General features: G+C 49.8%; 36 protein-coding genes. 28 read left to right on the top strand and 8 right to left on the bottom strand.

Translation table 11 applies throughout. From position 1 onward, the window contains the following. Positions 1 to 7: 7 nt before the first annotated feature. The 7 genes from OGY62_RS11545 to OGY62_RS11520 form a co-directional block, all read right to left on the bottom strand. Complete coding sequence (locus tag OGY62_RS11545; RefSeq protein WP_228099620.1) at positions 8 to 511, bottom strand: siphovirus Gp157 family protein; 504 nt, start codon at positions 509 to 511, stop codon at positions 8 to 10. Beyond that, positions 508 to 714: a hypothetical protein gene (locus OGY62_RS23395; protein ID WP_502873551.1), complete on the bottom strand. Its 207-nt coding sequence runs from the start codon at positions 712 to 714 to the stop codon at positions 508 to 510. Before OGY62_RS23395 ends, OGY62_RS11545 begins: the two co-directional genes overlap by 4 nt. Before the next feature lie 8 nt (positions 715 to 722). Beyond that, positions 723 to 3,086 (bottom strand): phage-associated endonuclease, encoded by a 2,364-nt coding sequence (locus OGY62_RS11540; RefSeq protein ID WP_286459913.1) that lies wholly within the window; start codon positions 3,084 to 3,086, stop codon positions 723 to 725. 10 nt (positions 3,087 to 3,096) lie between these two features. Next, positions 3,097 to 3,390 carry a host nuclease inhibitor GamL gene (gene gamL, locus OGY62_RS11535; RefSeq protein WP_194208832.1) on the bottom strand — a complete coding sequence of 98 codons (294 nt, stop codon included), beginning with the start codon at positions 3,388 to 3,390 and terminating at the stop codon, positions 3,097 to 3,099. A 42-nt stretch (positions 3,391 to 3,432) separates the two neighbouring features. Then, positions 3,433 to 3,732 (bottom strand): DNA breaking-rejoining protein, encoded by a 300-nt coding sequence (locus tag OGY62_RS11530; RefSeq protein WP_194208831.1) that lies wholly within the window; start codon positions 3,730 to 3,732, stop codon positions 3,433 to 3,435. 68 nt (positions 3,733 to 3,800) lie between these two features. Beyond that, positions 3,801 to 4,007 (bottom strand): cell division inhibitor protein, encoded by a 207-nt coding sequence (locus OGY62_RS11525; RefSeq protein ID WP_194208830.1) that lies wholly within the window; start codon positions 4,005 to 4,007, stop codon positions 3,801 to 3,803. Between the two features lie 390 nt (positions 4,008 to 4,397). Next, positions 4,398 to 4,805 carry a helix-turn-helix domain-containing protein gene (locus OGY62_RS11520; protein ID WP_194208828.1) on the bottom strand — a complete coding sequence of 136 codons (408 nt, stop codon included), beginning with the start codon at positions 4,803 to 4,805 and terminating at the stop codon, positions 4,398 to 4,400. Positions 4,806 to 4,882: 77 nt separating this feature from the next. Between OGY62_RS11520 and OGY62_RS11515 the strand changes: the two genes are divergently transcribed. From OGY62_RS11515 to OGY62_RS11425, 19 genes are all read left to right on the top strand, one after another. Next, positions 4,883 to 5,116 (top strand): Cro/CI family transcriptional regulator, encoded by a 234-nt coding sequence (locus OGY62_RS11515; RefSeq protein WP_194208827.1) that lies wholly within the window; start codon positions 4,883 to 4,885, stop codon positions 5,114 to 5,116. After that, positions 5,094 to 5,582: a toxin YdaT family protein gene (locus OGY62_RS11510; protein ID WP_194208826.1), complete on the top strand. Its 489-nt coding sequence runs from the start codon at positions 5,094 to 5,096 to the stop codon at positions 5,580 to 5,582. The genes OGY62_RS11515 and OGY62_RS11510 overlap by 23 nt, the downstream gene beginning before the upstream one ends. After that, a complete protein-coding gene (locus OGY62_RS11505; RefSeq protein ID WP_194208825.1) occupies positions 5,575 to 6,441 on the top strand; it encodes a replication protein in 867 nt (288 codons plus the stop codon). Before OGY62_RS11510 ends, OGY62_RS11505 begins: the two co-directional genes overlap by 8 nt. A 2-nt stretch (positions 6,442 to 6,443) precedes the next feature. Continuing rightward, positions 6,444 to 7,193: an ATP-binding protein gene (locus OGY62_RS11500; RefSeq protein ID WP_194208824.1), complete on the top strand. Its 750-nt coding sequence runs from the start codon at positions 6,444 to 6,446 to the stop codon at positions 7,191 to 7,193. 75 nt (positions 7,194 to 7,268) lie between these two features. Then, a complete protein-coding gene (locus OGY62_RS11495; protein ID WP_194208823.1) occupies positions 7,269 to 7,472 on the top strand; it encodes a hypothetical protein in 204 nt (67 codons plus the stop codon). Further along, positions 7,469 to 8,110 carry an ASCH domain-containing protein gene (locus tag OGY62_RS11490; RefSeq protein WP_194208822.1) on the top strand — a complete coding sequence of 214 codons (642 nt, stop codon included), beginning with the start codon at positions 7,469 to 7,471 and terminating at the stop codon, positions 8,108 to 8,110. Before OGY62_RS11495 ends, OGY62_RS11490 begins: the two co-directional genes overlap by 4 nt. Beyond that, positions 8,107 to 8,550 carry an ead/Ea22-like family protein gene (locus OGY62_RS23390; protein WP_409334451.1) on the top strand — a complete coding sequence of 148 codons (444 nt, stop codon included), beginning with the start codon at positions 8,107 to 8,109 and terminating at the stop codon, positions 8,548 to 8,550. The genes OGY62_RS11490 and OGY62_RS23390 overlap by 4 nt, the downstream gene beginning before the upstream one ends. Next, a complete protein-coding gene (locus OGY62_RS11480) occupies positions 8,550 to 9,062 on the top strand; it encodes a hypothetical protein (RefSeq protein WP_194208821.1) in 513 nt (170 codons plus the stop codon). Before OGY62_RS23390 ends, OGY62_RS11480 begins: the two co-directional genes overlap by 1 nt. Further along, complete coding sequence (locus OGY62_RS11475) at positions 9,059 to 9,532, top strand: hypothetical protein (protein WP_194208820.1); 474 nt, start codon at positions 9,059 to 9,061, stop codon at positions 9,530 to 9,532. The genes OGY62_RS11480 and OGY62_RS11475 overlap by 4 nt, the downstream gene beginning before the upstream one ends. A 141-nt stretch (positions 9,533 to 9,673) precedes the next feature. Continuing rightward, positions 9,674 to 9,907: a hypothetical protein gene (locus OGY62_RS11470; RefSeq protein ID WP_194208819.1), complete on the top strand. Its 234-nt coding sequence runs from the start codon at positions 9,674 to 9,676 to the stop codon at positions 9,905 to 9,907. Between the two features lie 170 nt (positions 9,908 to 10,077). Then, entirely contained in the window at positions 10,078 to 10,230 is a 153-nt protein-coding gene (locus OGY62_RS11465; RefSeq protein WP_194208818.1) for a Hok/Gef family protein, read from the top strand. 244 nt (positions 10,231 to 10,474) lie between these two features. Then, positions 10,475 to 11,599, top strand: coding sequence for a recombinase RecA (recA, locus tag OGY62_RS11460; RefSeq protein WP_194208817.1), 1,125 nt, complete (start codon positions 10,475 to 10,477; stop codon positions 11,597 to 11,599). A gap of 20 nt (positions 11,600 to 11,619) precedes the next feature. Continuing rightward, entirely contained in the window at positions 11,620 to 11,853 is a 234-nt protein-coding gene (locus tag OGY62_RS11455; RefSeq protein WP_194208816.1) for a DinI-like family protein, read from the top strand. Positions 11,854 to 11,949: 96 nt separating this feature from the next. Then, positions 11,950 to 12,132 carry a hypothetical protein gene (locus OGY62_RS11450; protein ID WP_194208815.1) on the top strand — a complete coding sequence of 61 codons (183 nt, stop codon included), beginning with the start codon at positions 11,950 to 11,952 and terminating at the stop codon, positions 12,130 to 12,132. A gap of 68 nt (positions 12,133 to 12,200) precedes the next feature. After that, positions 12,201 to 12,794, top strand: a complete 594-nt coding sequence (locus OGY62_RS11445) for a DUF1367 family protein (RefSeq protein ID WP_194208814.1) — start codon at positions 12,201 to 12,203, stop codon at positions 12,792 to 12,794. After that, on the top strand, positions 12,791 to 12,985 hold the full coding sequence (locus OGY62_RS11440; protein WP_194208813.1) for a hypothetical protein: 195 nt from the start codon (positions 12,791 to 12,793) through the stop codon (positions 12,983 to 12,985). Before OGY62_RS11445 ends, OGY62_RS11440 begins: the two co-directional genes overlap by 4 nt. After that, a complete protein-coding gene (locus OGY62_RS11435) occupies positions 12,973 to 14,952 on the top strand; it encodes a DNA cytosine methyltransferase (RefSeq protein WP_194208812.1) in 1,980 nt (659 codons plus the stop codon). The genes OGY62_RS11440 and OGY62_RS11435 overlap by 13 nt, the downstream gene beginning before the upstream one ends. Continuing rightward, the gene (locus tag OGY62_RS11430; RefSeq protein WP_194208811.1) at positions 14,949 to 15,245 is read left to right on the top strand and encodes a DUF1364 domain-containing protein; all 297 of its coding nucleotides are present in this window, start codon (positions 14,949 to 14,951) and stop codon (positions 15,243 to 15,245) included. The genes OGY62_RS11435 and OGY62_RS11430 overlap by 4 nt, the downstream gene beginning before the upstream one ends. Then, positions 15,242 to 15,817, top strand: a complete 576-nt coding sequence (locus OGY62_RS11425) for a DUF1133 family protein (protein WP_194208810.1) — start codon at positions 15,242 to 15,244, stop codon at positions 15,815 to 15,817. The genes OGY62_RS11430 and OGY62_RS11425 overlap by 4 nt, the downstream gene beginning before the upstream one ends. Before the next feature lie 94 nt (positions 15,818 to 15,911). Here OGY62_RS11425 and OGY62_RS11420 read toward each other — a convergent pair whose 3' ends face one another. Next, positions 15,912 to 16,247, bottom strand: a complete 336-nt coding sequence (locus tag OGY62_RS11420) for a hypothetical protein (RefSeq protein ID WP_194208809.1) — start codon at positions 16,245 to 16,247, stop codon at positions 15,912 to 15,914. Positions 16,248 to 16,473: 226 nt separating this feature from the next. Here OGY62_RS11420 and OGY62_RS11415 point away from each other — a divergent pair, with 226 nt between their 5' ends. The 9 genes from OGY62_RS11415 (at position 16,474) to OGY62_RS11375 (ending at position 24,502) form a co-directional block, all read left to right on the top strand. Next, positions 16,474 to 16,875, top strand: a complete 402-nt coding sequence (locus OGY62_RS11415; RefSeq protein ID WP_194208808.1) for a putative holin — start codon at positions 16,474 to 16,476, stop codon at positions 16,873 to 16,875. Beyond that, a complete protein-coding gene (locus OGY62_RS11410; protein ID WP_194208807.1) occupies positions 16,859 to 17,155 on the top strand; it encodes a phage holin family protein in 297 nt (98 codons plus the stop codon). Before OGY62_RS11415 ends, OGY62_RS11410 begins: the two co-directional genes overlap by 17 nt. Then, positions 17,145 to 17,633: a glycoside hydrolase family 24 protein gene (locus tag OGY62_RS11405; protein WP_194208806.1), complete on the top strand. Its 489-nt coding sequence runs from the start codon at positions 17,145 to 17,147 to the stop codon at positions 17,631 to 17,633. Before OGY62_RS11410 ends, OGY62_RS11405 begins: the two co-directional genes overlap by 11 nt. 1 nt (position 17,634) lies before the next feature. Further along, complete coding sequence (locus OGY62_RS11400; RefSeq protein WP_194208805.1) at positions 17,635 to 18,150, top strand: DUF2514 family protein; 516 nt, start codon at positions 17,635 to 17,637, stop codon at positions 18,148 to 18,150. A gap of 213 nt (positions 18,151 to 18,363) precedes the next feature. Next, a complete protein-coding gene (locus tag OGY62_RS11395; protein WP_194208804.1) occupies positions 18,364 to 19,392 on the top strand; it encodes a terminase small subunit in 1,029 nt (342 codons plus the stop codon). Further along, entirely contained in the window at positions 19,382 to 20,653 is a 1,272-nt protein-coding gene (locus OGY62_RS11390; protein WP_194208803.1) for a hypothetical protein, read from the top strand. Before OGY62_RS11395 ends, OGY62_RS11390 begins: the two co-directional genes overlap by 11 nt. Beyond that, positions 20,653 to 22,083 carry an anti-CBASS protein Acb1 family protein gene (locus OGY62_RS11385; RefSeq protein ID WP_194208802.1) on the top strand — a complete coding sequence of 477 codons (1,431 nt, stop codon included), beginning with the start codon at positions 20,653 to 20,655 and terminating at the stop codon, positions 22,081 to 22,083. Before OGY62_RS11390 ends, OGY62_RS11385 begins: the two co-directional genes overlap by 1 nt. Then, positions 22,055 to 22,930: a hypothetical protein gene (locus tag OGY62_RS11380; RefSeq protein WP_194208801.1), complete on the top strand. Its 876-nt coding sequence runs from the start codon at positions 22,055 to 22,057 to the stop codon at positions 22,928 to 22,930. The genes OGY62_RS11385 and OGY62_RS11380 overlap by 29 nt, the downstream gene beginning before the upstream one ends. Then, the gene (locus OGY62_RS11375) at positions 22,931 to 24,502 is read left to right on the top strand and encodes an NUDIX hydrolase (protein ID WP_194208800.1); all 1,572 of its coding nucleotides are present in this window, start codon (positions 22,931 to 22,933) and stop codon (positions 24,500 to 24,502) included. The last annotated feature ends 19 nt before the right edge of the window (positions 24,503 to 24,521 follow it).

The raw sequence follows: 24,521 nt of genomic DNA, 5'->3' as shown, positions 1-24,521 counted from the left end.
CTCCAAATTACCGAACCTGTAATGACTCCGCACCAATTTCTAAATGTGCGCCTTTAATTTCTTTGCCGGATTCAATAGCTTCTTTGATTTTTTTCTTATCAGGAGCAACAACAGTAGCAATGTCCACTAACTCATCCGGCAATTGATCAACGTTATCGATCACTACTGATACTGAACCTTTGCGCACTGTCAGGGTGTTGCGCTCGGTCTTGAAGTTCTTAAGTTGCGCCGCTTGTAGGCACTGGAGAATATACGCTTTAAGGTTTTTAGCCTGGTTTTCAAATGATTTTTTACGGTCACTGAGGCGTTTAACTTCTTCCGCTAAAGTGTTTGCCTGGCCTTCAATGTTTCGCACCAGAGACATAATTCCGTCGAACTTATCACCGAGTTGCATTTCCACATCTTCAAGAGTGTCGGCGATATCTTCGGAGGTAAATTCACCGTTCTCAACTAAAGCGAGAAGCTTTGTCATGTTTGCGGCGATAGAAATAGCGGTATTATTCTGGATCATATAATTGTTGCCTCTACATTGTTTCCGTTCGTTATCTTTACAAATGACCGCTCGCAATGCGGACAGGTTGAAATTGTGTCCCAGATCTCCCCAGCAGGGGCTGGCAGGGTTTTTATGACACGTCTGCAATCAGGGCATTTGAAGGTGATTAGATTTCTTCCATTCTGTTCAACCCTGCGCACGTATTTCAGGTAATCAGCCATTAACTGTCTCATGCCGATTGCTCCTGTTTTGTAACGTTCTCCAGCTCGCTGACTTTCTGCTCTACGGCACGGTGCAGAACCAGTAGACGCTTTTTCAGATATGCATCAAATTCGTTATCTGCTTTTGCCTGGGCATCTTTGCGGTACACATCCACTTCACGAGTGATTGTGCTGTAAACGCCTTTTGCTTCATTCGTTGTAACTGCTGAGCGAATGATTTCGAGGTTTCTCTCGATTCGTTCATCAAGCTCTTTACGTAAACGAATGGTGTCACCGGCTTTATCCGAAGCGTTTTTAATTGCGAACTCTGTGCGGTTCTCTTCCTGGTATTCTGGCTGGTCATAGAGACCGAGCCACACGTCGGCGCTGAAGCCGAGCAGTGAAAGGCCTTTTTTGATCGCATCGGTCAGTGATTTTTTCTGCGCTTCGCCGTCACACTTGAGGCCGTGTTTGGTTCTGTACAGGTACGGCGTGGCGCCATAGGAATAAACACTTCCCTCATCGGTTTCGGTCTGATACCAGAGACGGATTTTAATGCTGTGATTTTGCTCAAACAGCAGGGTTCCATCGGCATCGCGCAGCATGCGGTTGCAAATAAATTTCTTATCTTCGTAGATCGCTTCACTGAGTGGGGCGCCGGGGAGCATGCGATCTTCCAGAATTTCAAAACCCCAGCGGCTTCCGATCGGGCCAAATAACTCTGTTGCGCGCATAACCATGTATTCAGCGTTAATACTGGTTCCTTCAAACCCTGTGCCGCTCAGTTCCTTCGTGAAGCGCGGATCTGTACGCATAACGTTGCGCCAGATATTGAGGTTGTCCTGCGCTGTAGCAGGCTTCTCCGACAGCTCTTTCTCCAGGCTGTCACCAACACTCTGGAAATCAGCAGAAGGTTGACGCGGTAGAGTTTCTTCGGTGTCATTTTCCGTTTTTTCCCCCTCATTTGAGGGGGATGTATCCTGATGATCTTCATTTTTCGGCTGCTCAGCCATCAGGGAATCAACGGAGTAGATCCCATTGCCGTGGCTTTTAACCTCAGGTTGTTCGTGACGTGGCTCTACGTTCTCCTGGGGTGCTTTGTACGTGCCGTTCTTACGTGCCTGATACTCTTCCTGGCTGATTTCAGTGCAGCCATCGGAAAGCGCTTTGTTCAGGCCGGGCAGTTTGTTTGCACGACCAACCTTTTCACCGTCCGGGAACAGGAAATAAAACGGCCCCTGACGTTCGGTTACTACTTCCTTGCCTTCCTGAGGCTGCTCAGTAGATTGTTCCTGCTCCACTGGATCTGATTCAGACGGATCATCAGCCAATTCATCCGCATTCTGTGGTTCCTGTGCTTCGCTTTCATTTTCTTCACCGTCCGGCAGGTAATCAGGTAACAGTTCGTGACCCGCAAAATGTTCCCGTACATACGCACGGCGGGCATCATCATCTTTGATCAGGGACAGATCTTTCATTCCGTCCAGGGTGAGGGCGTACAGCTCGCTTTCAGGAAACAGGTAAATCCCCGGAATACCGATAAGCGTTGTACGCCATGCGCGCCACGCAGGATCACGCGATTCTTTTATGTGTTTTGCGTGTTTTACCTGTGTCGCATTGGCGGTTTCGGGATCAAGCCCCATAACGAGCAGCGCAACAACAGTGTCGAAACGGTCAGGATCACCGCTACCAACTTTCGCTTTTTCTTCTATCTGCTGAATGGTCTGGTTTGCTGCCTTTTCTCTTGCAATTTCGACAATGGATTTTGACGGGCCGGTTTCCTTCCTCTTGGAATCCTGGCGCTTTTTCCATGCGAACAGTTCGGCTTTAATTTCAGGCCATTTTTTATTTTGTGAGCATTTGTGCTTAACCCATCCGATAGCGTACAGCTTACGCTCAGGGTACATAGCGTTAATCTCAGGTGTTTTGTTGATTGCTTCAACAATATGACCTTCGAATGTGCCTTCTTCATCCTGCGTTAATTTCAGTGCGGCAGGGAGCATATCTTTTGTGACTTCAGTTGTGTCGAATTTAACGAGCACCGCGTTTTGCATTACTTTAGATAACGAATCGAAATCAACTGGTTCAGGTTCACTCTTGCGTAATACGGGATGGCCGATATCTTCCGGCCAGTCGTTTTTATAAAGAAATTCGTCATCCCACACGCCACGAACAGGGCGGCATGGAACATCGGGAGTATCTTCGCAAATGAGGATTTTATATGCTGCATCCTGTGAGCCTGGATATTCTTCCAGAAACAGGAATGAAGCTTTTGCTCTCGCGTGTTTCATATCTTTTGCATTGAATGCAGTTGCAACACGGCGAGCGCCAAACTCCTCAACTGATTTATCATCAGGAATATAACCAGCAATGAAAATTTTCTGTTCAGACATAATTTACTCCTTAATTAAAACTGTCATTCAGTAGCCAGGAAAAACGGTTTTCCCATTCTTGTTCTGCACGGTCATATGCAGCGACTGTTATAAAGTCGTTATAAGCTTCTATAGTTTTTGAAGATTGAAGCCCCATTCGAATATCGTTAGATAAATGAGTCGAAGCGAAATAGGCTGGTTCGGTTGGATATTCAGCTTTTATCTCTGCGGCTCGTTTATCTATCCACTCGTCGCGCGTAAGAGCTGCGTTATCCTCTTTGTCCTGCCGTTCCTTTATTTGGTCTTGAATTAAATAAGCTGGCATTATTCAGTACCTTTTAACGCCCCGTTTCCGGGGCGGTAACAATCAATGTACGCGTGAGTTAGCACCTTCTGAGAAAGTACGTTTATAAGCGGGGTAATCCATACCGGAAACTTCGCGGGCATCTTCGATTTGCATACGAAGAAACGAAATGTTTTTCACCGCTTCATTTTCATTATGAAACTTACCCAGCAGATATCCGCCATCAAGAAAAACGGTGTATGGGCCGTTCTCAGAAGGTGAGTGAATTACCCCTGATAAGTTTTCACCGCAATCAAATGATGCAAACTCATTAGTGAGTAGTTCCAGATTAATTTTTACAGATACCACTTTAACTTTTAACATACGATGCTCCTGATTTTAGGTTGATAAATACCCTGCCCGTTAGGGCATAAATAAAATTGTTTCTATGCTTAGTTAATTAATGCGTCTCCGCGACCATCCAGAAGAATGGTTATCCAGATATCTTTAGTTAGGGTGCTTTCCCTCATGTTATTTAAATAAAGTTTTCCGCCGCGATTCGCTGATGCTTTCCATATTTGGTTTTTATATAAAACCATCATACCTGCACGAACACATCCGCGAATTACTTCCTCTGTGCCGTAATGCTGATGTTTCATAATGCCTCCGCCAGCATTTTTACGCGGATCGCCTGCTTTACTTCTTCGACGGTCTCAAGGTGGCGGGGTAGAGCACCACAAAACCAGTGGGATGCTTGTCCAAAAATTGCCCGGTACACGCAACCCCTCTCGGGGTCGTAAGTAAAATCGGCAGTGGTTGTTTTCCAGGTTACAGGTTTAGCGCTCATAAGCTTTCTCCCATCGTGGCCTTAACGCGGCTAACGGAACATTTTTCTGAGTAATCACTGTGCTGTGATTGCTGTTGATGGGGTAACTTTAGTTTTCTCATGTTGCAAGGTCAAGAGAAATTATGAGAAAACTCAATATTTGTGGCGTGAGAAAACGCAACACATTGAATGTGAAGAGATTAAATTTTATTTCGAAGGTTTGTTAGGGCTGGTTATTACGCTTTCTGGCTTCAAGAAGTTCATTGAACAGGCGGTTAAAATTCTCAACACGCGCTTTCATTCCTTCAATTTGGGTGATCTGTTCTGATTCAGGCAATGCCCGATAAAGACGAAGAAGTTCTTGCTCATCTTCTTTTAGCACGGATGCGGTATCAGTAGGGCGTGGTTCTTCTGGAGTCTGGTCGGTATCACCAAAAAGTAGCCATGTTGGTGAACACTGTAACGCCGAGGCTAGTTTGTGCAGATTCGCGCCACGCGGGGCAGTGTTATCACTTTCCCACAGCGAAACGGAAGATTCAGAAACGCCAGCTGTTTTACTTAACTCATTCTGACTTAAGCCGATCTGCTTGCGTCTCTGTCTAATTCTTTGACCTAAAGTTATCTCACTCATTGAGTTATCTTAATATTTCTTGACTTGAGATTCCTTGCCTGCTTAAACTTGAGAAAACTCATGATAAGGTGCAAGTAATGTTGAAATCTGAAGTCATCAAATTCTACGGAACTAGGGTCAAGGTTGCGCGCGCAGCTGGTGTTGATCCGTCTGCTGTTTCTCAATGGGGTGAACTCGTACCGGAGAAAAACGCTGCTCGTTTGCAGCTTGATTCCGGCGGTGCCCTGCAATACGACCCTGAAATTTATATTCGCCATGCTAAAGCAAAGCGATCTGGAGAACTGAATCATGAAAATCAGTCCTCCGATTGATGCTGTTGCCGCAGAACTGGAAGCATGGGCGCTTGATGCTGGCTGGAAGGCCGTTGGCCTGGCCGTTGCTGAGCAATATCACTTAACGGGTGGCGGCGACATTCTGCCAGTAACCAGCACCGCGAAGGGACTGAATAACGCAACGCAGCGAGTTAAACGGATCTTCCGTGGATTCGATGGCCCGAGATATGCGCCGCAGGCCGAAGGTCTGAAAGCCGCAGCCCTGGCAGCACTACCGACAGAACGTCGTGCGCGACTGGAATATCCGGGCGATCCGGTCTTTCTGGCGGCGGTGGCAGCTAAAGAGGGGATCGAGGCGATTAACGCCGTGAACCTCGGCGCGGCGCCAGCATTAGTAATTCAGGCAATTAACGAAGCGATCGCCGCGTTCCTGGCTATTAAAGCTGCTGTTGAGCGGCTGCTGTGCGGCGAAACGCACGAAGTTTATCGGGGAAGTTATGCGTGATTACGCAACAGTATCACCTCAATTTTGGTTGGGGAAAACAGGCCGGGAGCTGAGGAAAGCTGGAGCGGAGGCGCAAGTCGTTGCGTTTTATCTGATGACTTCACCTCACGCGAACATGCTCGGCTTGTATTACCTACCAGTGTTGTACCTGGCTCATGAAACGGGGCTGGGCTTTGAAGGGGCATCGAAGGGGCTTCAAAGCGCCATCAAAGCGGGGTTTTGTAGCTATGACGAGCATACAGAGATGGTTTGGGTGCATGAAATGGCTGCTTACCAGGTTGGGCGTTCTTTAAAGCCGGGTGATAACCGCTGCGCTGGCGTGCGTAATGAATATGGATCATTGCCTGAGAACCCCTTTCTGCCTGCATTTTTCGACCGTTATCAGGGTGATTTCCACATGACAACAAAGCGCGGAAATACAGAGATACATGAAGGAGCTTCGGAGGGGCTAGGAAGCCAAGATCAGGAACAGGATCAGGAACAAGATCAGGATCAGGATAAAAACCTAATCCCCGGCGCTGATGAAAATCAGCACCAGGAACCAGAACCCGTTTTTATCTCGCTTCCACTTTCAGACGGAAAAAGTTTTTTCGACGTGACTGAAAACTACATGAGCGAACAAGCGGCCCTGTATCCCGGAATCAACATTGAACAGGAATTCCGCAACATGCGCGGCTGGTTAAACAGCAATCCGGCCAAAAGAAAAACGCCGCGTGGAATTAAACGATTTATCACAACGTGGTTGCAGAACAGCCAGGACAAACCGCGTGGCTGGCAATCGGGCAGGGCTGCACCAGCAAGAGACGTGAACGTCATCTCGCAGCCAGACAAAAAAGTTCCTGATGGTTTCAGGGGGTAAGCATGAAAGACATTTCAGCAGTTGGCGGCGCGCTGGAACGACTGAAACGGATTATTCCGGCAGGCGTTCAGCCAAAGTTTACTACCGCCGAAGAATGGCGGAACTGGCAGCAGGAAGAAGGGCGTAAACGCTCTGCTGAGGTGGACAAACTGAACCAGAAAGCGCGTGCAGAAAAGATCCTGGGGCGATCTGGCATACAGAATCTGCACCGGAACTGCACATTCAAAAATTACGAAGTAACTGGCGATTCGCAGCGCCGCGCACTGAGCCTTGCAAAAAGTTACGCCATGAATTTCGGTTCTGGATTTACCAGTTTTGTATTCAGTGGAAATCCGGGCACCGGGAAAAATCATCTGGCGGCAGCAATCGGGAATTACTTACTCCAACGGGATCACTCCGTTCTGATTGTTACGGTTGCCGATCTGATGCTGCGCGTTCGGGCGTGTTACGACGGGGGGCAATCGGAAGCAGCTCTGCTTGATGAGCTGGGCCATGTCGATTTGTTGGTTCTGGATGAAGTCGGGATCCAGAAGGACTCCCAGCACGAAAAAATAATCCTGAATCAGATTATCGATCGCCGCCTGGCATCCATGAAGCCGGTCGGGGTGCTGACAAATCTGAACTATGACGAATTAGCCAGAACATTAGGGGAGCGTGTTGTTGACCGCCTGAAAATGGATTCTGGCATGTGGGTAAATTTCGACTGGGGCAGCTATCGCAATAACGTTAGCCACCTCCGGTTAGTTAAATAATCGCTAAGGAGCGGAATCAGTGAAAATTATCAAGTTAAACCAGCAGGTAACGATTGAACGCCAGGAGGCCAACAAATGACTTATCCGAAAATCGGCGGTGTTTTAAAAAAGAAAAAAAATAGCAGCGCAAAATGCAAATGTGGTGCGGTTGCAAAATATAAAACCACGGTACAAGTGAACATTTTTCGCGGTGATGACGAGGTTTTTTGGGCTTGCGATGAGCATAAAAACGACAGTTTATTTTTGCTTACCGATATCAGTAAGGGGATCGCACAATGAGCAAAGAACGCGGAATGATTTTTAATGATGAAATGGTGCGCGCCATTCTTGAAGGTCGGAAAACGCAGACGCGGCGCCCAGTTAATTCGTCAACTGCTGACCTGCTTGATTTGCAAAAACAATATCCGCATAAGAAATACAACATTGTTTGCCCGTTCGGTCAGCCAGGTGATTGCCTGTGGGTGCGTGAGACGTTTCAGGGGCCGCTTGTTTCTGAGGAATTATTCGAGGAATACCGAGCCCATCATGAAAAGTTCGAAACGCCGCAATACTGCGAATATGCCGCCGATGGTGGTGCCAAACCTGAATACTGTGATCTTGACGATAACCTCCGTCATGGCTGGCGACCGTCGATCCATATGCCTCGTTGGGCCAGCCGCATCACGTTGGAAATCACCAGCGTGCGGGTGGAGCGGCTTAACGACATTAGTGAAGAAGATGCGCAGGCAGAAGGGGTGAAGAAACTGCGTGGTGGTTACTGGAAGCACTACCAACCAAACGAGTGGACGCAGTTCCAGCTCAGTGCGCGCGGATCTTTCGCTACTCTCTGGAATTTTATTTATGGAGAAGGTGGCTGGTGGGCTAATCCGTGGGTTTGGGTGATTGAGTTTAAACGAGTTGAAGGCGGTGCAGCATGACAGACAAACAGGCGCTGCGTGATATCGCAGAGAAAACAAAAATCGCTGGCGAAGCTCCGGTTATGCCGTTCGAGCAACGAATCAATGCGCTGAATGATTTCATGAAGCATTTTACCCCGGCAACTGCGCTGGCGATGCTGGATGAGCTGGAAGCCAAAGACAGGCGCATTGCCAAGTTATCCACTAAACGTGCAAGGGATGTCGAAACGCTCCAGAGCGAATTGATACAGGCAAGAATCCGAGCTGAGGACGCAGAGAAACGGATTGCTGAGTCTTCTGGTCAGAAACGGCTGATTGGGTGGCGGGCGTCAGATTACACCGATGAGACATCAGACCCTGAGTTAGCTAAAAACTGGGCTGCGGCGATTGGTGTGCTGCCTATTTTTGAAGGCGACGTGAATACCAAACTTAGCGCCGCTGGCATCGGTAAGGGGGAGTGATGGCAATGACACACGACGAACTTTGCCAGATTGCCTATCGGTTTCTGCAAAACAATGGTTTCAAGGTTGCTTTCCATGACCGGTTCCGCGCATGGACACCTTACGGCGAGCAGGCTGACGCAATCGGATTTCGCAATGGCGCCAGCTGCCTGATTGAGGCTAAGTGTTCCCGTTCTGACCTGTTGGCAGACCGCAAGAAACCTTTTCGGATTGAACCAGAGAAGGGTATGGGCGATTGGCGCTTTATGATTAGCGAGCCGGGAATAGTGAATGTTGAAGACTTGCCTGCTGGATGGGGGTTACTCCACGTTGTCAAAGGCCGGGTAAAAAAGGTTCACGGCTGGCCGGGCAATGGCCTCTGGGTAAACAAAGAGAGCAAGCCATTCAAGGCTAATAAACAGGCCGAGTGCGACTACATGTTTAGCGCTCTGCGTCGAATGGATTTACGTGGCCACCTCAAAGAGGTTTATGACGGCGTAATCGTAAACAAGACAGAAGGAAGCGCGGCATGACCACTATGACCAATAACAAACTAACAGGCCTCGGCAAAAATCATCCGGCCAACGGCCCGCTTACGACCGAGCGCCTTACTCACGTTCGCGACGTGTTACATCGCAATCTCAAATACTCAAACGGCGGAAGTATGGATTACATCATCGCTGACGCTGTGAAAGCGATTGATGAATTGTTAGCAGGGAGGAAGGCGGAGCCAATGGCGTGGTTATGGACAAACGAACGGCTTGATAAGCAGAGCGTTTCACTAACCGATCCGGCCGATGAAGAAAACACTCAGGATGCAATGGCGTGTGGCTGGAAGCATCAGCCTCTCTACACCGCCGCGCCGGTATTCCAGAATGGTTTGCAGCAGTGGGTTAGCGACGTTATTGAATATCTGGAAAATGGACTTGAAGCGGACGGTGAACTTGAGGCACAGGGTAGTATTGATGCTAAGCGCTTGCTCGCAGCTGCACCGCAGAAATGACGAAGAGTGATTCGGGTATTTTGTGTATCAGAAAAAGCTGAAAGAACATCGGAAAGATAGTAAAATCCGCCAAAACAGCGAGTTATATATTAACGCTTTGTTCGCATCTGCTGGATGCTGTAAACGTAAAAGAAGGATCAAATGACCTACGCAATCTGTTTGGTTGTCTACGTTCTGGGATTTGTTGCAATGTATTTTTATTCTTTGAAGCGTGATGTTGTGTGTGATCTCCCCAGAAATCCGCGAGAAGCGATCTGGTTTGCAATATTCTGGCCGGTGCTTGTCGTGTTTATGGTAATCGCTATTTTTATTGAAAAAGTCGTTTGCTTGGTCTGTGCAGGATATCGTCACTATAAAAAATATGGAAAATCATAGTGATGAAAAGTAATATTGCTGCGGGTGCTTGAGGCTATCTGTCTCGGGCATGAACACCAAAGGCAGATAGAGAAAAGCCCCAATCGACTATAAATCGACTGAGGCCAATCTGATGCTTGAACAACTGAAGATTAGCTTCTTAACAGAAAAAAATCAACTGAGGAAGCTATATGCGCAGGAGCTATGTGTATTGTCTGGTGGTGGTTTGTATCACCGTCCTGGCGTTTGTCTGGATGGTTCGCGGTTCGCTTTGCGAGCTGCACATCAAACAGGGGAACACAGAGCTTTCTGCGTATTTAGCCTACGAAGTTGAACAACGTTAAGAGCACCGGCGGGGAGAAATCCCCGCCACTCTTTTCTCGTTTTTGCAGCCTCAACGCGCCCACACTACTAACCCGCCGCTGGCGGGTTTTTTTATGCCTGTCGAAAAAAAACCATGAGAAACAGGTAACTGACTTTTGCAAAAAGTGCTCTATGCAGGTTGATCATTTTATATTTTAGGTGTACTGTTTTTATATACAGTATGTTTATTTATACAGTTATTTTGCGAAATGAGGAGATCACGCTATGGCCGTTGATAAGAAAAAAACTGCTCTTTCCGATAAGTCAAAACCAGCATCAAAGGAAGAAAAAGAGAAAGCGCTGACATCTGCTATTGCGCAGATTGAAAAAACATTTGGTAAAGGGGCGATTATGCGTCTGGGCGCTGAGAGCGATCTGAACGTAGAAACTATCTCCTCTGGTTCCCTGACTCTGGATATTGCGTTGGGCGGCGGACTTCCGACGGGGCGTATTGTAGAAATTTATGGCCCGGAGTCGTCCGGTAAAACAACAGTTGCATTATCAGCCATTGCCAGCGCCCAAAAACAGGGGCTTCAGTGCGCTTTTATTGATGCTGAACATGCACTGGATCCTGTATACGCCAAAAAACTTGGCGTTGATATTGATAGCCTGCTGGTTTCACAGCCTGATACTGGTGAACAGGCGCTGGAAATTACCGATGCGCTGGTGCGTTCCGGTGCTGTGAATATCATTGTTGTGGATTCTGTTGCGGCGCTCACGCCTAAGGCTGAGATTGAGGGTGAAATTGGTGACTCTCATATGGGGTTGCACGCTCGCATGATGAGCCAGGCAATGCGCAAGCTGAAAGGGAACATCAACAACAGTAAAGCCATTGTTATTTTTATTAATCAGATCCGCATGAAAATTGGTGTGATGTTCGGTAACCCGGAGACGACAACTGGCGGTAATGCCCTGAAATTCTACGCATCTGTGCGAATGGATGTGCGGAGAATTGGTCAGGTAAAAAATAAAGACACAGATGTTATTGGTAGCGAAACCCGAGTTAAGGTGGTCAAAAACAAGGTGGCGCCGCCGTTCAGACAGGCTGAATTCCGCATCATGTATGGCGAAGGTATTTCCCGGATTGATGAGATATTAACCCTGGCTGAAGGGTGCAAAATCATTACGAAGGCTGGCGCATGGTTCAGCTACGGTGGTGAACGTCTTGGACAAGGGCGCGACAATACGATCGAGTGGTTGAAACAAAATCCTGTGCTGCTGGCCGACATTGAGCAGCAGGTCAGAGAGAATTATCTGCGTCCTGACGCTACACCCCCCCAGATTACAGGCAAGCGCGAGTCATCAACTGATGATGAAACGCTGCCTGAATACGAAGAACACGACAATTAATACGTGGGGAGGGATGAGCAATGAAAATCGAAGTGACAATCGACCGTACTAAAAAATTGCCTGATGGCGCAGTACCGGCTCTGGAACAGGAGCTACTCCGTCGGCTGGAGCGGAACTTTGATGACTGCAATCTGATAATCCGGCGCGCTGGTTCCGATGGCCTCAGTATTATCGGTGGCGCCGACGATGATAAAAAACGTATTGAAGAGATCCTGCAAGAGACCTGGGAAAGCGCCGACGACTGGTTTTATTGAGTAATCCTTTTTTGTTGACGGGTGCAGCCGCCAGCTATCTGAAAATTACTACTCCTGTTGTCATTGTTGGGTGTAGGACCACCGTAGGGGCATCCCATGCATATTCCAGATGATTTGATCCCTGGACTACCGGCATTAACTGGCCCGGTGCTTATTTATTTTGTTAAGGGCAAGGCTGAACGGGGATTTGCGCTGCGCAAAGATGAGTTCGTAACGTCATTGCGAGCTCTGGAAGAAGCACGAAAAAAAGCTGGTTTGAAAGTATCAGAAGCAGAGTAACATCAGTTATAATCAACGAACAGGTCTGAACAACCTGCTGAGTAACACTGTGCCACGGAGAACAACCGATGGCACAGATTCAACTGATAAAAACCTCATCAACGACACTGACCACGGCTACGCCCGAGGCCAGTGAACTTTTGCAACGTGTGAAAACTGGCGCGTGGCTTAACTGTGATGTTAAGCAGGCCAGAAATTATCTTTTCCATAAGCGCTTTTTCGCGCTCCTCAATCTTGGGTTCGAATACTGGACGCCGACGGGCGGGACGATCACCCCTGCCGAAAAGCAGTATCTTACAGGTTATGTTCGTTACCTGATCTCCATCGTTGCTAACGACGACATTCTCATTGAAACCGAAATTGCTTATGCAGAGCTCACAGCGCAGCGGCGCGCGAACGGTCACGCCGTGGTTAAATCGTTCGAGGCTTTCAGGAAGTGGGCGACGATAGAAGCCGGTTTCTATGACGAGTTCGTTTTACCGGACAATACCCGCCGCCGGGAAGCTCGTTCTATCAGCTTTGCGAATATGAGCGAGGCCGAATTTCACGAAGTGTACAAAGCCGTTTTCAATGTCCTCTGGAACGTAATTCTTTTCCGCAAATTTGCATCCCAAAAAGAAGCCGAAAACGTAGCCATGCAGCTACTGGAGTTTGCCGCGTGACTAAATGGCCTAATGAAGTGCGGAATCTGTTTCTGACAGCAGTCGGCAATGCGGCAATAGATAATCAGAATGCCGAAAAACTCAGAGCACATATTAACCGTCTGTGGCTGGTTGATACCCCAGAAGAAACCATTATTCACGAAATATCTATCCTTGCTGATGCTATGGAGGGCGAACCATGCGCGAAATAATTGTTGATAATTTTGCTGGCGGTGGTGGTGCGAGCACAGGAATAGAGTTAGCAACGGGTCGTCCGGTAGACATTGCGATCAACCACGATCCACATGCTATCGCGATGCATACAGTAAATCACCCGAGGACGTTGCATTATTGCGAATCAGTTTTTGATGTTAAGCCCAAAATAGCTACTGGTGGTCTCCCTGTGGCTCTGGCGTGGTTCTCGCCGGATTGCCGCCACTTTTCAAAAGCGAAGGGTGCAAAGCCTGTCGAAAAAGCGATTCGCGGGTTAGCCTGGATTGTACTTCGCTGGGCGCTGGAAGTTAAACCCCGGGTAATGAAGCTGGAAAACGTCGAAGAGTTTAAAACGTGGGGACCGCTGCTTGCTGGTGAAATGCGCCCCGATCCGGCTCGTGCTGGTGAAACTTTCCAGGCGTTCATCGGCATGCTGACTACTGGCATCCGGGCTGATCACCCGGCACTGGCGGAGTGCTGCGAATTTCTTGAAATATCTATCGACAGCGATGCTGCTGCGCGGTTGGTTAAAGGGCTGGGCTATGCCGTAGAGTATCGTGAGTTACGCGCCTGTGATTACGGTACACCGACAATCAGAAAACGCTTTTTTATGGTTATGCGTTGTGACGGAAAACCGATTGTGTGGCCTGAGCCAACACATGGCGACCCGAAATCACCGGCTGTCCAGGCTGGTAAGCTGGCGCCGTGGCGTACTGCTGCTGAGTGCATTGACTGGTCAATCCCGTGCCCGTCAATTTTCGAACGCAAAAAGCCGCTGGCAGAAAATACCCTTAAGCGCATCGCGCGCGGCATCCAGCGATTTGTTATCGACAGTGCGTCGCCGTTTATCGTGAAGTGCAACCACACCAGCACCAAAACGCATTATGACTGTTTCCGGGGGCAGGCGTTGGGCGAACCGCTACAGACGATCACGAAAACTCCTGGTTACGCCATCGCAGTACCGCATCTGACGAAGTTCCGTACCGGCGCAACCGGGCAGGAAGTCACCGAACCAGTACCGACTGTAACCGCTGGCACGTCGGCGCGCCCGGGCGGGAATGGTCATGCGCTTGGTATCGTTGAAGCTGCGCTGACTCCGTTCCTGGCTGGTAACGGCGGCAGTGAGTACCAGGCTAAGCCGCGCCCGCTGGATAAACCAGCTCACACTATACTGAAACAATCCCGGGCATGTGTCGTTGCGCCGGTTATCGCCAGACAGTTTGGCGCCAGCACCGGCCACCGCGCAGATGAGCCGAGCGCGACTATTACCGCTGGTGGCGGCGGTAAATCGCAACTTGTTACATCGACACTGATCCAGATGGGATACGGGGAAAGGCCGGGTCAGGAACCTCGCGTTCTCCAGATCGAAAAACCGTTAGGGACAGTAACCGCTGGTGGTAACAAGTTCGCCGTGGCCAGCGCATTTCTGGCGAAACACTACGGCGGCAATTATACGGGGCCGGGCGTCGGGCTGGATGAGCCGACTCACTCAGTTACGACGGTTGATCATCATGCTGTAGTGACTTCTCATCTTGTGCATTTGCGAGGGTTCTGCAAAGACGGTCAAAAAATGGATCAGCCGGTGCCAACGATTACCGCCGGAGGCCAGCATATTGGGGAGGTGAAAACCACTCTGGCAGTTGAGCACTACGACGAACAGCGCGCGCAGCAGACTTTGGCGTTCCTGCGCGAATACTGTGGCGAAGAGTGTACCGGGCTTGTGGATATCGATGGGATCACATACCGGATCGTTGATATCGGTATGCGCATGCTGCAACCACATGAGCTATATCTCGCCCAGGGTTTTCCTGAGTGGTATGTGATCGATCGGGACGCAGACGGCAACCGCTACGCAAAAGATAAACAAGTGGCGCGTTGTGGTAACGCTGTGCCGCCGCAATTTGCTGAAGCGCTTGTACGTGCCAACCTCCCTGAACTGTGCCTCTCAAGGGAGGTTGCAGCGTGAAAAAAGTTGATCTCACAAAACAAGCGCGCGGGCGTGAATGTACTGTGCGTATACCAGGAATCTGCAATTTCAACCCGGAAACCAGCGTACTGGCACATTACCGGCTTGCCGGAACCTGCGGCACGGCCTGTAAACCCGATGATATGCAGGGGGCGATCGCCTGTAGCGCATGCCATGACCTGATCGATGGTCGAACCAAAACAAAAGAATTTACCCGTGATGAACTTCGGCTGATGCATGCCGAGGGTGTGTTGCGTACTCAACAAATCTGGAGAGAAGAGGGCTTTATATGATTTACCCAACAAATATAGGTAAGGCAGGGGAAATGATCCGCCTGAATACTCTCGAAAGTATGATGGTCCAGGGCCGCTTAAAAATGTGGGGGCGGTGGTCATATATCGGCGGCGGACGAGTCGGGAATATGTTCAACCAGTTATTGGTAAATAAAAAAATAACAAAGACAGCTATTAATGAAGCACTGCGCAGGATGAAGAAGGCAGGAATAAGCAAACCTGAGTTGGAAATGTTTCTTCGCGAAATGATGACCGGGAATAAAAAGAGTCATCTGGCTCACTGTACTGATGCTGAGGCTCTGATTATCGATCGCGTCGTGGGGACAGTTTTAGCTGATCACCCGGCTCTAATTGAGTTATTACACGAGCGTTATGATGGAAAAGGGAAAAGTAAAAAGAAACTAGCGCGGGAATTGAACGATAAACACCCTGAATGGTGCCTGAGAACCTGTGAAAGCCGTATTGATGTTTGGCTACATACGGCAGAATATATGCTTTATGTACCATTATGTGATGCTTTCGGTACAGATAGCAGCAAATTTCGCTTGCGGGCTTGCGCGGAAACTGCTTAAATTCATATATGCTTCGTAAGCTGTACCGCGAGGCGACAAGCAGAACATGAACACATTAAAACCCGCTCGATGGCGGGTTTTTTGCTATCTGTAATTAATCATCCAGTTTCCCGGTTGCTAGGCAGCGTTCGGCCTCGCCGCTGGTTTTCGCATTTTGCTGACAAAATTTTGTGACTTCTGGTGATGCTTCCGGGGCTTCTCGTAAATATCCATAGATTGTTACTAATCCAGCGCTTTCGCATGCCTCGGCATAGGCATATGTTGCTTTTTCTTCAAAGGTGGTTCTTTTACCGGGATTGGCATTAGCATCAGCGTTAAAGGATTTAAGTTTCTCAATTGCATAATTGCAGTCAGCTTGGGTTAATTGCACTGCATTCGCCTGGAGTGTTGGTAAAACGACAGCAAAAATACCGAGAATAAATCGTTTCATATGGATATTCCCTATCTAAATAGTTGGTAGTGTATATCTTAAGCATTTTCGGCGGTAACTCAGCAGAAATAGTAGCATAGCCTCGGCATTAGCTGGGGCTTTCTTATTTAAGGCCGCTGACAGGCCCGTTTAGTGCAAAGCTTTTCCCCGTTTTCCGCTCCTGGATTTTCGGGGTTTTTTTTATTCACAGCAGGCTCGCTTCGCCGGGCTACATATTTAGGGGGCTATGGTGAGCGAACCTGTATCCACTGTCACAACAACGACGGTGACTTTAACGAGCGTGACGTTTGCCAGTTTGATGGCAAATACGCCTGCGGGGGTGTATGTCGGCGCATTTGCTGGCGCTGTTGTCTACGTTCTCTCTTCTCAGGAACTTAGCCGATTTGCCCAGGTGGGATATTTCGTCGCTTCATTTCTAATCGGCATTCTGGGGGCGGATTTCACAGCAGCAATTCTCAACGATCTGATCGGGAAATATCTTCCTGACGATATCACGATCGGCAATTGGCTGGGGGCCACCGTAGCGGCTGCGCTTGGGGTGTGCATCCTCATCTCAATGAGGAAAATAAATATCCAGACAATCCTCAGCCGGTTAATTTCCGGGGGTGGTGATGGTAACGCTAAATGAATTCCTCCTTATGGTTAACGCGGTTGCGTGCATCGTGATAGCGACCAGTCTGGGTACATATCAGCGCAAGGGAGCTGCGCATAAAATTCTTGGTGCGCTTTTCGCTCTCGTGCTGATGATTGCCTGCGGATCAATCGCGATTTTGATTATTTGTGGTCGCTATAGTGTGGCGAATCCTGCGGAAACCATCATTAACGTCGTTCTCTGTGTGGCTGTTGTTCAGGCACGAGGTAATGCGATGCGCATCTTCAAACCGAAGAGGGAAGACAATGCAGACTAGCAAAAACCTCCAGGCCTTTCTCGACATGCTGGCATGGGCCGAGGGAACGGCGACACACCCGCTGACAAGAAATCGCGGCTATGACGTCATTGTCACAGGAATGGACGGCAAACCGGAGATTTTCACCGATTACAGCGACCATCCTTTCGCGCATGGCCGACCGGCGAAAGTGTTTAACCGTCGCGGTGAAAAGTCCACGGCGTCAGGGCGCTACCAGCAGCTTTACCTTTACTGGCCGCATTATAAGAAACAGCTTGCACTGCCGGATTTCAGCCCTCAGTCGCAGGATAAACTTGCGATCCAGCTAATCCGCGAGCGTGGCGCACTGGAAGATGTCAGGGCGGGGCGTATTGAGCGTGCAATATCCCGCTGCCGGAATATCTGGGCTTCACTTCCGGGGGCTGGTTATGGGCAGCATGAACATAAACTCGATGCGCTGATCGCGAAGTTTAAAGAGTTCGGCGGTACGGTGACATGATATGTCCATTCTCGAAAAATACTGGAAGCCACTGGCGATCACTTTGCTGGTGGTTTTTTTGTTATGGCGAGCATACAGCGCGGGGTTTGATTCTGCGGATTCCGACTGGAAAGGGAAGTGGTTACAGCGCGATCTGGCTGACTCTACCGCTGCGTTGCACAGGGATGTATCCGAACGGGCAGAAGAACAGCGCCGGCGGCGCGCCGCAGATGAAGAACGGGAAAGGGCAGATGAAGAACTGGCAAAAGTGCAGTCTGATGTTGATGCTGCTAACCGTGCTCGTGGCGGGCTGCAACAGCAACTCACAATCCTACAACGGCAACTCGCCAGAAGTGAAACCGGCCGCATTTCCGCCCTTGCAGCAGCAGGCGCGGCAAAAGCCGAGGCCGCCAGCTTGCTCGCCGAGCTGCTCAGCGAAGCTGACGCAATGGCGGGAGAATTCGCAAAAGAAGCTGATGAGCGTTATGTCGCAGGAAGCGTCTGCGAACGAACCTACGACAAAGTGACACAGCATTAGCACTACAGCAGGCATTCCCTGAGTGTCTGCGATAATGCAAAGCTGAATGTTGTTTCCTACCGTGCACCCTGCGCATGACAGCATGCAGCTTTTTATTTTCTTCTGATTTCCCGGCAGGTTTGGCGCTCACGGCAGCATAAAGGATCTGTTTTCGATCTTCTCGTTCTCACGTATTGCCGGAGTAATAGTTTTCAGACCAGAGGATTATTCTGTATGTCCAGAGTGAACTGGGAGGAACGATTATCCCTGTTCGCTGATGAATGGAAGCGGACGGGAATATCTCCTAAGGAGTGGTGCGAAAGAGAGGGTTTTTCGTGGGGAACTGCGAAAGCGTATATCTCGATAAAAGCGGCGAAAGCATTGCTGGCTGGTGGGGGAGATAAAACAGAAAAATCGGAGCGAAAATCGCGAAAAAAAACTCCGAAAAAAAGTGCGAATTCGGAGTCGGTAAAACGCGAAGAAAAAAACGCTGATAAGGGGGAAGCCGCAGAAAAATTATCAGCGTCGCGCTCTGTGCACGAGGATAACGAAACGCCTGATGATTTCGGACTTTCTGACCAGTTAATGACGTTCGCGCAATTTGTGGTGGATGGAAAAACCAGAGTCGAGGCTTACCGGCTGGCCGGGTACAAAGGCGAAGGAAACACAGCATATTCCAATGCATCCCGCATGCTAAGAAATGCCAGGGTTTCTCGTTATGTTCACCACCTCAGGAACGAGCGACAGAAACGCTACTCCGCCGAGCTGGATGATGTGATTACTCAGCTCGTCGCCATTATCAACGCCGACCCCAATGAAATAGCGCAATACAGGCGCGTCAATTGCCGTTATTGCTGGGGGGAGAATCACAAATACCAATGGCGTGATTTAGAAGAGCAGATAAGGGCAGAAAAAAAAGCCGAGTCGGAAAATAAACCGCCGCCGGATCTTTCCGGTGGAATTGGTTTTGTCGATAACGCTGATCCTAACCCTGATTGTCCTCGATGCAACGGGGAGGGAAAGGGGGAGGCTTTCTTTGCTGATACCCGTGATTTAGAGGGCGATGCGCGTTATCTGTTGCAGGGCGTGAAGCTCGGTAAATTCGGCATCGAAATAAATACTGCGGATAAGGATGCTGCTCGTCGTGAATTAGCCAGATTGCTTGTTGCTCGTGGCCCCGGAACGGGCAAGGAAAAAGGAAATGGCAAAGGCAACGAGCCAACGGTGATCATTAAACTGGTGAATTCCCCTGATGGCGACTGAACACGTTATTGAGTTCCTGCCGTTCCATGCAGGGCAAAAGAAAATTTATCGTTCTCCGGCTAAGCGAAAAGTTATCCGCGCCGGGCGCCGCTTCGGTAAAACCACCATGCTTGAACAGGCTGGCGGTAACTGGGCGGCGCGGCAGATGCGCGTAGGCTGGTTTGCGCCATCTTATAAAATCCTGTTGCCGTCGTTTAAAACTATCCGCGATTTATTACGCCCGATCACAACGAGCTCAAGCAAGACCGATTCCATCATTGAAGTGATGGGCGGCGGGCTGGTGGAGTTCTGGACGCTGGATAACCCTGATGCGGGGCGTTCCCGTAAATACCACAAAGTCATTATTGATGAGGGAAGCCTCGTTAAGAAGGGCATGCGTGATATCTGGGAACAGGCAATAGAGCCGACGCTGCTCGACTTTGACGGCGATGCAGTAATGGCCGGTACGCCGAAAGGCGTTGATGACGAGAATTTCTTCTACCAGGCATGTAACGATAAATCGATGGGCTGGGAGGAGCATCACGCGCCGACTGCTGCAAACCCTACGATTAATCCGGCGGCGCTGGCGCGAATTATTGACGGCCGCCCGCCGCTGGTGGTTCAGCAGGAATACAACGCTGAATTCGTTGACTGGCGCGGGCAGAACTTTTTCAAACTCGACTGGTTGCTGGAGAACGGTGCGCCCGTCGATTATCCGTTTTCCTGTGACACGGTTTATGGCGTCGTTGACTGTGCGCAAAAAGGGCAACTCCAGAACGATGGATCCGCATGTATCTGGTTTGCGCTGGATAATCTGCCATCGCCACACCTCATCATTCTGGACTGGGACATTATCCAGATTGACGGATATTTCCTGAAAGACGTTGTGCCGCAGTGGATCGGAAAGTCCAAACAACTTAGTGAAATTTGCCGCGCCCGCATGGGGACTACCGGCCTGTTTATCGAAGATAAGGCAACCGGCATCACGCTTTTACAGCAGGGCGCTAACGAGGGCTGGAACGTTCACCCTATCGACAGTGATTTAACGTCACTTCCCAAAGAATCCCGCGCCATCAACATTTCTGGTTATGTGGCGTCCGGGAAAGTACGCATTTCTAAATACGCTTTTGACAAAATCGTAGAGTACAAGCAGTCGAAGAAAAACCATCTTCTTACTCAGGTGCTCCGGTTCATCATTGGCGAAGAAAACCAGGACGACGATCTTTTTGACTGCTTTAACTACGGCGTCGCGCTTGGTCTTGGTAACGGAGAGGGGTTCTGATGCAGGACGACGACGATATTTGCATGGGTAGTAATGCTGGCGTCCTCAGTAAGATTCTGGAGGGCGGAAGCATTGAACCCGGCGCGCAGGCGGGGTATGAGCTCTGCAAGCTGATTTACTTGTTTCACCCGCTGGGCGGAAAGATGGTTGATCGCCCGATCAAACTTGCTATGTCAGAACCGCGAACCGTGCATGTTACGCGCGGACCAGAAAAGCGGTTGCGGGAGGCGTTCGAACGGGAATGGAAAGCCATTAAAGCCGATCGCATTATTGCCAACGTTGCGCGCCAGTCGCGTATTTATGGTGTTGGCGCGGTAGTGATGTTGATTGATGGCGAGCCGACTAACGAAGCCGCAGAATTCGACACGCTGTATAAGAAGTCCATCACCTTTAACGTGCTGGATCCGATGAATACAGCCGGTTCTGTTGTGCTTAATCAGGATCCTAATGCTGCTGATTTCCAGAAAGTGGGAAGCGTCACTGCGGCGGGACAACCTTATCACCAGAGTCGTTGCTGCGTGATGATGAATGAAGATCCGATTTACCTGGCTTATACGCCGTCGTCTTTCGGGTTCGCCGGGCGCAGCGTTTATCAGCGTGCGCTTTACCCCCTGAAATCATTCATTCAGTCGATGCGTGCCGATGACATGGTGACGATTAAAGCCGGGCTACTGGTGGCATTCATCCAGCAGGCCAGTTCCATCGTCAATAACATGATGCAGAAAATGTCCGGTATTAAACGCTGGATGCTGAAACGCGGCGGTAACGGTGATGTATTGCAGGTTGGCCCGAGTGACAAGATTGAATCACTCGACATGCAGAATCTTGAAAAGCCGCTGGATACTGCCCGAAATCACATTCTGGCGAATATCGCGACGGCGGCAGATATGCCAGCGATTCTGCTCAACAGTGAGACGTTCACGCGCGGGTTTGGCGAAGGTACAGAAGATGCAAAAGCGGTTGCACAGTACATCGACGATGTGCGCAAAGATTTGCAGCCGCTTTATGATTTTTTCGTTCGCATCGTTCAGTACCGGGCGTGGTCACCTGAGTTTTTCGATGCACTGAAAAATGATTTGCCTGAGTACAAAAGCCTCAGTTGGGAGACCTCTTTCAGTTCCTGGGTGAATAATTTCGATTATGTCTGGCCGTCGTCCCTGAAAGAGCCGGAAAGCGAAAAAGTGAAAGTCGATGAAACACGTTTTAAGGCGATCACTGAGATGCTTAACGTTCTGTTGCCGCAACTTACCAACGACCCGGAGAACAGGGCGACGCTCATTAAATGGGCTTGTGAGAACGCTAATATGAACGAAAACCTGTTTGCGGATCGCCTGGAACTGGATTACGAACTGCTTGAGCAAAATCCGCCGGATATAACGACAACTGGCGAGGGTAATTTTGATGAGCACCTTTCTGAAAGAGCTGCGTGATGCGATTAAATTCTTTCTGGAGCATGGCTACAGCAGTGAAGAAAGTCTGCTGATGTGGACTGAGCGCCTGCGTAATGCCACAGAGGATAAAATCGGCGGGGGTGATTTTTATAAATATGTCTCCCGGCGCTTAACAGCAGCCTACGATCTGGAAGTTGGCAGGGAAAGGGCGCTTAAACGTCACCCCGGCGTCAGCCGGTTCACGCTCAATTATCTGGAGCCAAAACTGCGGGCAGAGCTGGACAGGCGGATCATGGCATCGGCAGACCTGATAAAGCTGAACCGCACACAGGCAGTGGATCGGACAATTCAGCGTTTCAGCGGCTGGGCTACCAGTATTCCCCCCATCACATCAATAAGTCCCGGTTTGTCTGCTTCATCGCGTTCCGGGGTGGTTGCCACGAGTCAACATATCGCCAAATCAGCGCGGCAGATTGATTTTGAGCAACGCCGTGTGATGGTGGATCAGACGCATAAGCTGGTTGCTAACATCGATAACATCATTGCGACCGACGGCGGAGCAATCGCGGCGGTATGGCATAGCCACTGGCGCCAGCCCAATTATGATTACCGGGATCCACACAAGGATCGTGACCTTAAAACCTATGTGATACGCGGCAACTGGGCGTTGAAGAAAGGTTTTATGAAGGTGGGGCCGGATGGCTATCTTGATGAAATTACCCAGCCTGCCGAAGAAGTATTTTGTCGTTGCTATCTCACCTATATCTACAACGTCCGAAGCCTCCCTGATGAGATGAAAACCGAAAAATGGCGGAAGTTCGTCGAGGGGAATAAATCTGTTGGTCGTCGTTCTGCAAACTTTGAGGCCATAAAAAACGGAGGATAAGTGAAAACCTACGCTGCCGGGATCCTGTTTAAATCTGGCGGGAAAATATTTCTGGTTAAGCGTGGGGATGATGGTTCGTGGGCTGTGCCGGGTGGGAAGCTGGAAGAGGGGGAAACGCCGGAGTCTGCTGCAAGGCGTGAAGTGCTGGAAGAGTGCGGGTTTGATTATTCTGCACCATTGACGCCGCACACCCTGATTGATGGCTATGTCACCTATCTTGCCAATGATACCGGGATGTTTGATGCGGTTCTGAATGAAGAAAATCAGGCGTGTGGCTGGTTTTCTCCTGATGAACTTCCCGAGCCGCTTCATCCTGGCATGGTGGCGATGCTTGACGCTGAACCGCTCAACGAAATGGACGTTGCCAGCCTTATTGCTGGCGGGCAACTCACATCCCCGCAATTTTTCAGAAATATGTACCTGTGGGCGCTGCGTATCACCGGAACGGGTGTTACATGGCGATCCAAATTCAGGCAATACGCCTACCGATCACCTGAAAATTATCTGACGGATGAATTTATCGCCCGGTGCGCTGGCCTGCCGGTTATCTGGTGGCATCCAGAGAAAAACACGCTCGACAGCGAAGAATTCGCGTCCAGGACGATCGGAACCATCACGTTTGCCTGGATACAGGGTGATGAGGTGTGGGGAATGGCCCGCATCTATGACACCGACGCCGCCGCGAACCTTTTAACGCGGCAACTGAGTACATCCCCCACGGTGGTGGGCGGCGATGACGTTCTGATCAACGTTGACGGTGAACCGCTGCTGCTGGAAGGAACCCCGGAATTACTGGATCACCTTGCGATTTGTGAGCAGGGCGTCTGGGACAAGCTGGGGGAACCGACGGGAGTTAAATCCGACAAACTAAACGAGGTCCAGAAAATGGATGAAGAAAAATTATTAGCACTCATTAACCAGGCGCTGGACGCTCGCGAAGCCCGCGCAAAGGCTGACGCAGAGGAAAAAGCGAAAGCAGATGCGGAGGCCGCAGAAAAAGCCAAAGCGGATGAAGATGCCGCCCGCATCAAGGAAGAAGAAGAAAAGGCGAAAGCTGACGCAGAGGAGAAAGCTAAAGCCGATGCTGAAGCCGAAGAAAAAGCCAAAGCGGATGCAGAACTGGACAAGATCCGCGCAGACATGGAAGAAATGAAAAGCCGTGTACCTCAGGAACTCAGCGACGAAGAACGTAATGAGATTGCTGATACCCAGTGCAAGGCCGACAGTGTTTTTGCTTCTTTCGGCGAACGCGCGCCGCAGCCTATGGCGGGGGAACGTGCGATGCCGTATCGCCGCCGCATCATGACCCGCCTGCAAAAATACTCTCCCGATTATAAAGAAGTGGATCTGCATGCGATCGCAGACAGCCAGCTTCTGAGTATTGCGGAGAAAAAAATCTATGCCGATGCGCAGGCATCAGCGGCATCCAGTCTGGAACCCGGCGCGGGGCTGCGTGAAATCGTCCGCACTGACGCAACCGGGCGCCGTATCAGCACTTTTATCGGCGATCCGTCTGCGACATGGGCTCCTTTCCAGGCTGTCACCCGTAAAGTCGTTGGCATTAAACAGTAATCAACCGGAGAACAAAAAA

Origin of the sequence: Citrobacter sp. CK198, assembly GCF_030333295.1 — a bacterium.
GTDB classification, from domain to species: Bacteria; Pseudomonadota; Gammaproteobacteria; order Enterobacterales; family Enterobacteriaceae; genus Citrobacter_B; species Citrobacter_B koseri.
This window is presented reverse-complemented; position numbering and strand designations above follow the sequence as displayed.